General features: G+C 62.9%; 12 protein-coding genes. 5 read left to right on the top strand and 7 right to left on the bottom strand.

The genetic code is table 11. The features are described 5' to 3' along the window. Positions 1-13: 13 nt before the first annotated feature. From pheS to infC, 5 genes are all read right to left on the bottom strand, one after another. Complete coding sequence (pheS, locus tag ABWI03_RS28425) at positions 14-1,084, bottom strand: phenylalanine--tRNA ligase subunit alpha (protein WP_003944109.1); 1,071 nt, start codon at positions 1,082-1,084, stop codon at positions 14-16. 173 nt (positions 1,085-1,257) lie between these two features. Beyond that, entirely contained in the window at positions 1,258-2,088 is an 831-nt protein-coding gene (locus tag ABWI03_RS28420) for a TrmH family RNA methyltransferase (RefSeq protein ID WP_298780651.1), read from the bottom strand. A gap of 23 nt (positions 2,089-2,111) precedes the next feature. Next, entirely contained in the window at positions 2,112-2,501 is a 390-nt protein-coding gene (rplT, locus tag ABWI03_RS28415; protein WP_003944011.1) for a 50S ribosomal protein L20, read from the bottom strand. A gap of 63 nt (positions 2,502-2,564) precedes the next feature. Further along, positions 2,565-2,759: a 50S ribosomal protein L35 gene (rpmI, locus tag ABWI03_RS28410; RefSeq protein WP_003944043.1), complete on the bottom strand. Its 195-nt coding sequence runs from the start codon at positions 2,757-2,759 to the stop codon at positions 2,565-2,567. Between the two features lie 43 nt (positions 2,760-2,802). Beyond that, entirely contained in the window at positions 2,803-3,495 is a 693-nt protein-coding gene (gene infC / locus ABWI03_RS28405) for a translation initiation factor IF-3 (RefSeq protein WP_003944008.1), read from the bottom strand. A gap of 369 nt (positions 3,496-3,864) precedes the next feature. Here infC and ABWI03_RS28400 point away from each other — a divergent pair, with 369 nt between their 5' ends. Continuing rightward, positions 3,865-4,233, top strand: a complete 369-nt coding sequence (locus tag ABWI03_RS28400; protein ID WP_166812406.1) for a DUF1844 domain-containing protein — start codon at positions 3,865-3,867, stop codon at positions 4,231-4,233. Between the two features lies 1 nt (position 4,234). Continuing rightward, positions 4,235-4,651, top strand: a complete 417-nt coding sequence (locus ABWI03_RS28395; RefSeq protein ID WP_166812404.1) for a DUF1801 domain-containing protein — start codon at positions 4,235-4,237, stop codon at positions 4,649-4,651. A gap of 5 nt (positions 4,652-4,656) precedes the next feature. Here the strand turns inward: ABWI03_RS28395 and ABWI03_RS28390 are convergent, their stop codons facing one another. After that, entirely contained in the window at positions 4,657-5,361 is a 705-nt protein-coding gene (locus tag ABWI03_RS28390) for a helix-turn-helix transcriptional regulator (RefSeq protein ID WP_166812402.1), read from the bottom strand. 86 nt (positions 5,362-5,447) lie between these two features. Between ABWI03_RS28390 and ABWI03_RS28385 the strand changes: the two genes are divergently transcribed. Next, positions 5,448-6,155 (top strand): alpha/beta fold hydrolase, encoded by a 708-nt coding sequence (locus ABWI03_RS28385; RefSeq protein WP_298780660.1) that lies wholly within the window; start codon positions 5,448-5,450, stop codon positions 6,153-6,155. A gap of 71 nt (positions 6,156-6,226) precedes the next feature. Here ABWI03_RS28385 and uvrA read toward each other — a convergent pair whose 3' ends face one another. Next, positions 6,227-9,187 (bottom strand): excinuclease ABC subunit UvrA, encoded by a 2,961-nt coding sequence (gene uvrA, locus ABWI03_RS28380; RefSeq protein WP_200318120.1) that lies wholly within the window; start codon positions 9,185-9,187, stop codon positions 6,227-6,229. A 174-nt stretch (positions 9,188-9,361) separates the two neighbouring features. Here uvrA and ABWI03_RS28375 point away from each other — a divergent pair, with 174 nt between their 5' ends. Then, entirely contained in the window at positions 9,362-10,048 is a 687-nt protein-coding gene (locus ABWI03_RS28375; RefSeq protein ID WP_296556385.1) for an MBL fold metallo-hydrolase, read from the top strand. A gap of 298 nt (positions 10,049-10,346) precedes the next feature. After that, entirely contained in the window at positions 10,347-11,279 is a 933-nt protein-coding gene (locus tag ABWI03_RS28370; protein ID WP_003944048.1) for a DoxX family protein, read from the top strand. Positions 11,280-11,401: the final 122 nt, after the last annotated feature.

Genomic DNA, 11,401 nt, shown 5'->3' with positions numbered 1-11,401 from the left:
CGGACCGGATCGGTCAGCCTGCGACACCGAAGGGCAGCGTGAAACGCACGTCACCTTCGACGATGTCACGCATGTCCGGGATGCCGTTGCGGAACTGCAGGGTCCGCTCGAGGCCCATGCCGAATGCGAAACCCGAGTACTCGTCGGGATCGATACCGCTGGCGCGCAGAACGTTCGGGTTGACCATGCCGCAGCCGCCCCACTCGACCCAGCCTGCGCCGCCCTTCTTGTTCGCGAACCAGACGTCGACCTCGGCCGACGGTTCCGTGAACGGGAAGTAGTTGGGGCGCATACGGGTACGCGTCTCGGGGCCGAAAAGGGCACGAGCGAACGCATCGAGAGTTCCGCGCAAGTTGGCCATCGTCAGACCCTTGTCGACGGCCAGGCCTTCGACCTGCGAGAAGACAGGAGTGTGCGTCGCATCGAGTTCATCGGTGCGGAACGTGCGGCCGGGGCACACCACGTAGATCGGCACCTCACGCGAGAGCATGGTGCGGACCTGCACCGGCGAGGTGTGGGTACGCAGCACCTGGCGGGAGTTCTCGGGTGCCAGGTGGAAGGTGTCCTGCATCGTGCGTGCAGGGTGGTCCGGCAAGAAGTTGAGCGCGTCGAAGTTGAAGTGCTCGGTCTCCACCTCCGGCCCCTCGGCAACTTCCCAACCCATGGCGACGAATACGTCGGCGACCTGCTCGGAAATCAGGCTGATCGGGTGACGCGCCCCGACGGGGTGGCGATCGGAAGGCAGAGTGACGTCGATTGCCTCGGCAACCAACACCGCAGCGTCACGCTCGGCGAGGAGGACCTCACGACGAGCGTCGTACGCGTTGTTGATCCGAGTGCGGAAGATGTTGACGCGCTTGCCGGCGTCCGCCTTTTCCTTGCCCGGAAGGCTGCCGAGTCCCCGGCGAGCGAGGGCGATCGGGGACTTGTCCCCCAGGTGCTCCACCTTGACGTGCGCCAGCGCGTCCAGGTCAGCGGCGTCCGCGAGCGCCTTCTCGGCGTTCTCAGCCGCAGCGGTCAACGCCTCTTCGGTGAGTACACTCGCGTCGACCTCCGGCGGTGTCGCGCCCTCATTTTTGGCCACGGCTGTGACGCTCCTGTCGCTTCTCGGTTTACTTCTCGTACTGCTTACTTCTTGTACTGCGAGTTACTTCTCGTACTGCGAGCGAGCATTCGAGCTCACTCGAGCATTGTCTCTGCTCTTGTATTGTCTCAGGCTTCCGCAAATGGGATTCCGTGAGGTCTTCGCGTGCGTTTTCAGCCGTGATCGGTGGCGCGATTTTGCACTCGTGCGCTTGCGTACAGGCAAATTGCGGCCGCTGTCGCGAGGTTCAGGCTTTCGGCGCGGCCATGGATCGGAATCCGCACCCGATGATCGGCCTGGGCGGCGATCGCCGGATCGAGACCGTGAGCTTCGTTACCGAACAGCCAGGCCGTCGGCTTGCGCAGCAACTCGTCGGCCTCGTCGAGGTCGACTTCACCGTCAGCTGCGGTCGCGAGGATTTGAATGCCGGCGGCGCGAATCTGCTCGATCACCGACACCGTGTCTCGATCGCGGACGACCGGGAGGTGAAAGAGGCTGCCCGCCGACGAACGAACGACCTTGCCGTTGTGTGGATCGACGCTGTCACCAGCGAGGATTGCCGCATCGGCGCCCACTGCATCGGCGATGCGAATGACGGTGCCGGCATTGCCTGGTTCGTTGACCTCGACCGGCACTGCGAGCAGGCGGGTGTCCTGGTGGACGGCTGCGCTCAGCGGTACATCCAGCAGATCGCTGACGGCAACGAGGCCGGGCGGCGTGACGGTATCGCTCAGAGCTTTGATTGCTCGATCGGTGACAAGAGCAACACGAACTCCAGCGGTCAGCGCCCGATCGATGACGTCCTGATAGCGCTCGGCCGCGTCCTCTGTGTAGAAGAGATCGTGTACCGGGCGGGTCTCGCCGTTCGAGAGTGCACCGTTCAACAGTTCGGTGACCGAGTTCTCGCCCTCGACGAGGAAACGTCCTGCTTTGCGTCGTTCTGCTGTGCGCAGGAGCTTGACAGCAGAAACGACCCGCGGAGTCCGCTCGGTGAGCGGGTCCACGGGCCGTTGCTGTGATGCGTGAATCAGGCTGCTTCTCCGGCAGGAGCGTTCACGTCGGCCGGCAGAGCGGCCTTCGCGAGTGCGACCAGGCCGGCAAAGGCCTCGGCATCGGAGACAGCGAGCTCAGCCAGGATCTTGCGGTCGACGTCGACCTCTGCCAGACGCAGGCCCTGGATGAGGCGGTTGTACGTGATGTCGTTTGCGCGAGCTGCAGCGTTGATACGCGTGATCCACAGCTTGCGGAACTCGCCCTTGCGCGCACGACGGTCGCGGTACGCGTAGGTGAGCGAGTGGAGCTGCTGCTCCTTGGCCTTGGTGTACAGACGCGAACGCTGTCCACGGTAGCCGCTGGATGCAGCAAGAATTGAACGACGCTTCTTCTGGGCGTTGACCGCCCTCTTTACGCGTGCCACTTGAAAAATCCTGTCAATCTAGGGGCTGAAAGTACGACCCCGGGTGGTCAGTAAGGGGGCGACTCAGATGCCGAGCATGCGCTTGATGCGCGGAGCGTCGTCAGGGCTGACAACAGCGACACCGTCGAGACGACGGGTAACCCTGCTGGACTTGTGCTCGAGAAGGTGGCGACGGCCGGCCTTCTGGCGCATGAGCTTTCCGCTGCCGGACACCTTGAATCGCTTCGAGGCGCCGCTGTGGCTCTTCATCTTGGGCATGGAGTCCTCAGTTCTTGTTACGTGGTGGATCTTGGGAAATCGACTAGCTGGCCGGAGCCTCGGGAGCGGCATCGCCGGTCGCCGGTGCTTCCGGAGCTGCTTCACTGGAAGCCGGTGCGGCCGGAGCCGGACGCGGAGCAGCCTGAGCCACTGGCGCCTGAGCGCTCTCCTGCGCCTTGACGCGAGTCTTGGCGCCCTTGTGCGGTGCCAGGACCATCGTCATGTTTCGGCCGTCCTGCTTTGCCGAGGTTTCGACGAATCCGAGATCTGCGACGTCTGCTCCCAGACGCTGCAGAAGGCGGTAGCCGAGTTCGGGGCGTGACTGCTCACGTCCGCGGAACATGATCGTGACCTTGACCTTGGAACCGGCTTCGAGGAAGCGAACGACGTTGCGCTTCTTGGTCTCGTAGTCGTGGTCGTCGATCTTGGGTCGGAGCTTCTGCTCCTTGATGACCGTCAGCTGCTGGTTCTTACGTGATTCACGTGCCTTCTGTGCAGCCTCGTACTTGAACTTGCCGTAGTCCATGATCTTGCAGACCGGTGGACGGGCATCAGGAGCTACCTCGACCAGGTCGAGGTCGGCCTCAAGGGCCAAGCGGAGTGCATCTTCAACACGCACGATGCCTACCTGTTCGCCGCCAGGTCCGACCAAACGAACCTCGGGAACGCGGATACGATCGTTGATGCGGGTCTCAGTGCTGATGGGGCCTCCTAGGTTGAACGGTGCGGTCTTCATGACCGCACGCAGCCCGTACCGCCCGCACCCCAACAAAAAAGCCCCGCTGTGATGATTGCTCATCCGCGGGGCCCGATGTCGACCGATCACATAAGATCCAGCTCACGCCGAAACCTATCTCCTCGACTGAGCGAGGAACCTGACGAAGAAGGATCTTCGTAATCAGGTGACCGGAACCACTGAACTGCAGTTTTACCTGCCGCGCAGAGGTGGGAGTCGGACTCCACTTGCTGCCCCCGAACAAGTCGGAGGCGGTCGTTGCAACAAGACTAACAGGTCACCGGAGATGAATGAAATCGGCGCCGCTCCCCCCGTTGCCGGGAGAGGCCCGATTCAACACCGTCACGGCCTGATGGAATCCTTTCATCCATGAGTGAGAACTTCGAGACAGATCAGAACACCGACGGCGCGAATCCCGACGTCCGCGAACTCTCCGAAGTTCCCGCGGTCGAGGTCATCAGCCGCGCCGCAGTGATGCTGATGAGTTCGGCTGCCGAAAAACTCGGCCTCTCCGACGCCGACCCGTCTTCCAGCCCTTACCTGGACCTCGACGAAGCTCGTCGAGTCATCACCGCGCTTGCCGGACTGGTGACTGCGTCGGTCGAATACCTCGGCCCCCACGCCGGACCCATCCGCGAAGGCCTCCAAGCCCTGCAGCGCGCATTCCGTGAGGCCTCCTCACACCCGGACGAGCCAGGAAAGGGACCGGGCGAGAAGTTCACCGGTCCGGTCTACTGAGTTGGCAACCGCCAACAAGACACAACCGACGCCCGAGGACGTCGACGCATTCATTTCACGCGTCGACGACCGCAAGCGTGCCGACAGCGTCGAGTTGATCTCTTTGTTGTCGGCCGCGACCGGCGAGCCTGCTGTCATGTGGGGTTCGAGCATCATCGGATTCGGGGCACGGCACTACCGGTATGCGAGTGGCCACGAGGGTGACACCCCGCTGATCGGGTTCTCCCCCAGGGCCACCGCACTCACGTTGTACCTGTCGCTGAACTTCGACGACTACACCGACACACTCGCGCGCCTCGGCAAGCACAAGGTCGGCAAAGGTTGCCTCTACGTCAAACGGCTGAGCGACGTCGACATGGCCGCTCTGACCGAACTGATCACGGATTCCGTTGCCGCAGCCCGCAACATGATCGACTGAACCACTCACCTTCCATGCGCAACAGGCCGAGCGTCTTCGGGCGGTTGTCCGAAGACGGTCGAATCCCGTGGTGTGAAGTGGTCGTTCGTCAGCGTGGCCCGGCGCATCCGATCGAGTCGAAACCAACGCACGGCGTCGCGCTGGCGACACCAGCCGATAAGAAACCACTGCCCACGGTCCTGCGCCAGAATGTGCGGCTCAACTGCCCGCACCGTCTCCGAACCTTCCCCATCGACGTAGTGCAACGACACGACGCGACTCTGTTCGAGACCCTGCTCTACCGCCTGCCGGTTCCTGCGCGAATCCGTCAGAGCCCCGCTGTCGCCGCGAATCCACACGCGACCACCGAGTTCGGCGACCTTGCGACGACTCTCCTCGTCCATCACGTCGAGCAGTTTCGCCAGAGCTGCTCGTCCATCAGGCGCAAACGGAGCGTCGCCGGCTGCCGTCAAGGCCAACGCGATCGAAACCGCTTGCGGAACAGTGAAATTCACCGGCGGTAGAGTGGCACGGCCTACGAGTCGGTATCCACCCCCGGGACCTGAGCGCGCCTCGATCGCCGCACCCGCCATCATCAGCGTCTCGATATCCCTCTTGATCGTCCGGGTGGTGACACCGAATTCCTCGGACAATCGGGAGCACGTAGTTCCTCGATCGCCCTGTCGCCGAAGTTCCTCGACGAGAGCATGCAATCTCGCAGCTCGATTCACACTTACAAGTGTCTCAGATTCCGATACCAAACGGTGACATAATCAGTGACACTCTGTTGTCACCAACCCGACTGCACTGTGAACACATGAAAACTCACATCGTTCTTGTTCCCGGATTCTGGCTCGGTTCATGGGCTTGGGATGCAGTTCGCCCCCACCTCGAGCGTCCCGATACCCGCGTGACCAGCCTGACACTGCCCGGGCTCGACGCCGTAGACACAGATCGATCAGCGGTCACCTTCGACGCCCACGTCCGTGCAGTCGTCGACGCCATATCGGCCTCCGACGAGCGCACGGTCTTGGTCGTACACAGCGGCGCCGGCCCGGTGGGATACGCGGTCACCGATCGCATCCCGGATCGCGTCGCTCGGATCGTCTACGCCGACTCGGGCCCCATGCCCGACGGCGCGGCGCTGCGACCGGATCTGGCTGCTGATGTCGTCGAGATACCGCTCCCGACGTGGGCGGAACTCGAAGCAGACGGCAGCAGCCTCGAGGGACTCGACGAGAAAGCTCTCGCGGCGTTCCGCGCCAATGCGGTCCCCGAACCGGCCGGGCCCGCGCGTGAGCCGATCGTCCTGACGAACGAAAAGCGCTACCAGGTGCCGTCGACCGTAGTTTGCAGCACGTTCCCCTCCGCAGTGATCGCCCAGATGGCCGACGGGGGTCATCCGATGGCCGCCGAATTGGCGAAACTCCCCGTGACGTATGTCGACCTCCCGACCGGCCATTGGCCGATGTGGTCGCGCCCCGAAGAGCTCGCCCAGGTGATCCTCGAGGCCACCTCTTCCTGACCGAGAGAGCAGTGATGCCGGGTCGATTCCGACCCGGCATCACTGCCTGACTTCCACGTGCTCACGTACTACTAGCGCACAGAAGCGGCTTTCTTCCGTGGTGCCGCCTTTTTCGCTGCAACTGCCTTCGTCGCACGTTTCTTGGTAATCGGCTTCGCCTTGGCCGGAGCGTGCTGCGCGGTGAGGACCTCACTGAGGAACTTGCCCGTGTAGCTCTCGGGGACCGCGGCAACGTCTTCCGGAGTACCTTGCGCCACAACGGTTCCGCCGCCGGATCCACCTTCGGGTCCCATGTCGACGACCCAGTCGGATGTCTTGATCACGTCGAGGTTGTGCTCGATCACGATCACGCTGTTGCCCTTGTCGACCAGACCGTTGATCACGATCAGGAGCTTGCGGATGTCCTCGAAATGCAGACCCGTGGTGGGCTCGTCGAGGATGTACACGGTGCGACCGGTCGACCGCTTCTGCAATTCGGCGGCCAGCTTGACGCGCTGCGCCTCACCACCGGACAGGGTCGGAGCCGGCTGACCCAGTCGGACGTAGCCCAGTCCGACGTCGACCAGAGTCTTGAGGTACCGGTGAATAGAGGTGACCGGCTGGAAGAACTCGGCAGCTTCCTCGATCGGCATGTCGAGAACCTCGGCGATCGACTTGCCCTTGTAGTGAACCTCGAGCGTTTCGCGGTTGTACCGAGCGCCGTGGCACACCTCGCAGGGCACATACACGTCCGGCAGGAAGTTCATCTCGATCTTCAGCGTTCCGTCGCCGGAGCACGCCTCGCAGCGTCCACCCTTGACGTTGAACGAGAATCGGCCGGGCTGGTAACCGCGGACTTTCGCTTCGGTGGTGGCCGCGAACAGGGTGCGGATCTTGTCGAACACACCGGTGTACGTGGCCGCATTCGATCGTGGAGTCCGGCCGATCGGAGACTGATCGACCTGTACGAGCTTGTCCAGCTGATCGAGACCGTTGATTCGTGTGTGACGGCCGGGCACCTGGCGTGCACCGTTGAGTTTGTTTGCCATGACGGTCGCGAGAATGTCGTTGACCAACGTCGACTTGCCCGAACCGGAGACACCGGTGACCGCAGTGAGCACACCCAGCGGGAAACTCACGTCGATGCCGTCGAGATTGTGCTCGCGAGCGCCGACAACCGTGACCTGGCGTTTGCGGTCCACCGGGCGGCGAATGGCCGGGACCTCGATGAAGTTACGACCCGACAGGTAGGCACCGGTCAGGGATTCTTCGCACGTCAGCAGTTCTTCGTACGGTCCGCTGTGGACGACCTTGCCGCCGTGCTCGCCGGCGTACGGTCCGATGTCGACCACCCAGTCCGATGTCCGGATCGTGTCTTCGTCATGCTCGACGACGATCAGCGTGTTGCCGAGGTCACGCAGGCGCGTCAGGGTTTCGATGAGTCGCCGGTTGTCACGCTGGTGCAGGCCGATGGACGGCTCGTCGAGTACGTACAACACGCCGACGAGTCCGGAGCCGATCTGCGTTGCCAAGCGAATTCGCTGGGCCTCGCCACCGGACAACGTGCCCGCGGCACGCGAGAGGGAAAGGTATTCCAGGCCGACGTCGAGCAGGAAACCGAGTCGTGCCTGAACTTCCTTGAGGACCTGACCCGCGATTGCCTCCTCGCGTGAGCCGAGAGTGAGGCTGTTCAGGAAGTCCGCGCAATCGGAGATCGACAGTTCGCAGACCTCGGCGATGGACTTACTGCCGAAGTCTCCCGCCGCGATTGTTACCGACAAGATTTCCGGGCGCAGGCGCGCCCCACCACACGCCGGGCACGGAGTGTCGCGCATGTACCCGTCGTAGCGTTCCTTCATCTGATCGGATTCGGTCTGCTCGAGGCGGCGATGCAGGAAGGGCATCACACCTTCGAACTCCGCGTAGTAAGAACGGGTACGGCCGTACCGATTCTTGTACCGGACGTGCACCTGCTCCTCACTGCCTTCGAGGATCGCTTTGCGGGCCTTCGCCGGCAACTTGTTCCACGGCGTCTTCATGTCGAAACCGAGGATGTCGCCGAGGCCGGACAGCAGGCGTCCGAAGTACTCGGAACTCTGGCCCATCGACCACGGTGCGATTGCTCCGTCTTCGAGGCTCAGATCAGGGTCCGGGACCACCAGATCCGGGTCGACCTCCTTGCGGATACCGAGGCCGGTGCATTCCGGGCAGGCGCCGTAGGGCGAGTTGAAGGAGAACGAGCGCGGTTCGAGATCGTCGATCGCGAGTGCGTGGCCATTCGGGCAGGCCAGCTTCTCGGAGAAACGACGCTCACGATCAGGTGCATTTTCTTCACGGTCGACGAAGTCGAGGACCACGATGCCTTCGGCCAATCGAAGTGCGGTCTCGACCGAGTCGGTCAGGCGCTGCTTCGAGCTCGCCTTGACCTGCAATCGGTCGACCACTACTTCGATGTCGTGCTTTTCCTGCTTCTTGAGCTTCGGCGGATCGGCCAGCGAATGGACGACGCCGTCGACGCGCACGCGCGAGTAGCCCTGGGTGTTGAGCTGATCGAAGAGATCGACGAACTCGCCCTTACGAGTACGGACCACCGGTGCGAGGACCTGGAACTTGATGCCCTCTTCCATCTCGAGCACCTGGTCGACGATCTGCTGCGGCGTCTGACGTGCGATCTTCTCACCACACACCGGACAGTGTGCTGAACCTGCGCGGGCGTAGAGGAGTCGGAGGTAGTCGTACACCTCGGTGATGGTGCCCACCGTCGAACGGGGGTTGCGGTTGGTCGACTTCTGGTCGATGGACACCGCCGGCGACAATCCCTCGATGAAATCGACATCCGGCTTGTCCATCTGACCGAGGAACTGACGCGCGTACGCCGAGAGTGACTCGACGTAACGGCGCTGCCCTTCGGCGAAGATCGTGTCGAACGCGAGGCTGGACTTGCCGGAGCCGGACAACCCGGTGAAGACGATCAGGCTGTCTCGCGGGAGGTCGAGATCGACTCCTCGCAGATTGTGCTCACGCGCACCCCGCACGATCAGGCGATCCGCCACACCAATTCCCTTCATTGTCAATCATCTGGGGCCGTCACCCCGGAGAAGGCTCGAGTGGCCTCGCAACCGCGAGTCCTCGAGCGATCGTCATCGTAGGCCGAGCCACCGACACGTTTGTCTCACCGAGCGAGCCCATCGCTCTACCTGCCCCTATTCGAAGGTAGCCTGCGATTCATGACGAATCAGCCCATCGTGATCGACGACTCCTACACCGGACAGGTCTCCCCCGATTCTGCCCCTCAGCGGCGCACAGTCGACGGTGCCGTCATCACGAAGATGTCGGTCGGCCCCATGGACAACAACACGTACCTCGTCGTCTGTTCCACGACCGGGAAATCTCTCCTGATCGATGCGGCCAACGAGGCCGAGAAGATCATTGCGCTCATCGAACAGGAAGCACCTGTTTTCGATTCCATCGTCACCACCCACCAGCACGGCGATCACTGGTTGGCCTTGCAGGACGTCCACGCCGCCACGAAGGTGCCCACCGCCGCGCACCCCCTCGACGCCGAGGTCCTGCCCGTCACCCCGGACATTCTCCTCGAAGACGGCGACAAGGTGACCGTTGGCAACCTGAGCCTCGACGTCATTCACCTGTCCGGACACACTCCCGGATCCATTGCACTGGCTCTCACCGAACCGAGCGGCCAGGTTCACCTCTTCACCGGTGACTCACTCTTCCCCGGCGGCGTCGGCAAGACCGCCGACCCCGAGAAGTTCACTTCCCTGCTCGACGACGTGGAAAACAAGCTGTTCGGACGGTACGACGACGCCACCGTCGTTTACCCGGGCCATGGCAAGGACACGACACTCGGCGCCGAGCGCCCGCACTTGGCGGAGTGGCGCGAGCGCGGTTGGTGACGTTCCAACGTGCGCTCCCACGGATGCCCGAAGGTTCCGTGGCCGTTCGGCGCGGACCGGGGCGCGTCACCCGCCAGCCCCGTGTGGCAAACCAGGAACACGCCGTATGCGGATACGCGGTAACGGATAATTCACAACGGTGTGTCGGGATTCGTGGCGAAGTCATCGACCCAGTACAGCGGGCGTTGGCAGTCATTGATCGGTCAACCGCGAGAGGCGCCGCGGCTTCGATGAAACGGACCAATTCCTTGTGAGATCGCTAGGGTGGAAAACGAACCTACATCGGGAGGCTTGAAACATGCTGGTACGTCGAATTGCTCGTCCACTGCTTTCCACGATCTTCATCGCCGGGGGAATCGATGCTTTGCGCAACCCTGCTCAGCGAGCAGCCAAAGCGTCACCGCTGATCGACAAATCCGTCGAGACGCTGCCAGGAGCAGTGACGCAGAAGGTGCCTGCTGATCCGGAAACACTCGTCAAGATCAACGCCGCTGTCCAGATTGGCGGCGGTGCCCTGCTGGCCACCGGCAAGGCGCCGCGGCTCGCGTCGTTGGTGCTCGCGGGAAGTCTGGTACCGACCACGCTTGCCGGTCACGACTTCTGGAACGAGACCGATCCGTCGCTGCGCGCGATGCAGCGCACCAACTTCATCAAGAACGTCAGCTTGCTCGGCGGACTGATGATCGCCTCCGTCGACACCGAGGGCAAGCCGTCGCTCGGCTGGCGTGGCCGCCGCGCCGCGAAGAAGGCCCAGGCGTCTATCGCCGCGGCACTTCCGTTGGTCGCATCGCAGACCGATCACACCAGCGATCGCGTCGAGCATGCTTTGTCGGTGGCGTCCGAACGCGGTTCCGAACTTGCCGAAACCGCCAAGGCTCACGGCACGGATTGGCTCGAACTTGCCAAGGAGCGCAGCTCCGAGTTCGCAGAGATCGCGAGCAAGCGTGCCGCGGAATTCGGAGAGGTCGCCAAGGAGCGCGGCCCGGACATCCTCGAAGTCGCGCAGAAGCGCGGCTCCGAACTGGCCGAGACCGCTCGCGAGCGCAGCGCCGAACTGGCAGAGCTGGCGAGCAAGCGCAGCTCCGAGTTCGCCGAACTCGCGCTCGAAAAGAGCAACGAGTGGGCCGAAACCGCGTCGGAACAGACCGAGGTGCTGGGTAAGCGTGCCCGAAAGCGCGCCGAGAAAGCGCTCGAAAAGGCTCGCGCCAAGAAGGACGAATTGACGCACTGAGTGCTTCGAAAAATACGGTCAGGCCACCTTCGGGTGGCCTGACCTGTATCTATGCGGCAGTTCATCTGGGGGAACTAGACTGTCTTGGCCCTTTTGCAGCGCGTGAATTTCTAATCAAGCCT

Origin of the sequence: Rhodococcus baikonurensis, from assembly GCF_040489275.1 — a bacterium.
Taxonomy (GTDB): domain Bacteria; phylum Actinomycetota; class Actinomycetes; order Mycobacteriales; family Mycobacteriaceae; genus Rhodococcus_F; species Rhodococcus_F baikonurensis.
This window is presented reverse-complemented; position numbering and strand designations above follow the sequence as displayed.

What these genes read in the sequence shown, in the direction of transcription:
- rpmI (WP_003944043.1), bottom strand. Translation starts at nt 2,759, where the DNA reads ATGCCCAAGATGAAGAGCCACAGCGGCGCCTCGAAGCGATTCAAGGTG.
- infC (WP_003944008.1), bottom strand. Translation starts at nt 3,495, where the DNA reads ATGAAGACCGCACCGTTCAACCTAGGAGGCCCCATCAGCACTGAGACC.
- ABWI03_RS28400 (WP_166812406.1), top strand. Translation starts at nt 3,865, where the DNA reads ATGAGTGAGAACTTCGAGACAGATCAGAACACCGACGGCGCGAATCCC.
- ABWI03_RS28385 (WP_298780660.1), top strand. Translation starts at nt 5,448, where the DNA reads ATGAAAACTCACATCGTTCTTGTTCCCGGATTCTGGCTCGGTTCATGG.
- ABWI03_RS28375 (WP_296556385.1), top strand. Translation starts at nt 9,362, where the DNA reads ATGACGAATCAGCCCATCGTGATCGACGACTCCTACACCGGACAGGTC.
- ABWI03_RS28370 (WP_003944048.1), top strand. Translation starts at nt 10,347, where the DNA reads ATGCTGGTACGTCGAATTGCTCGTCCACTGCTTTCCACGATCTTCATC.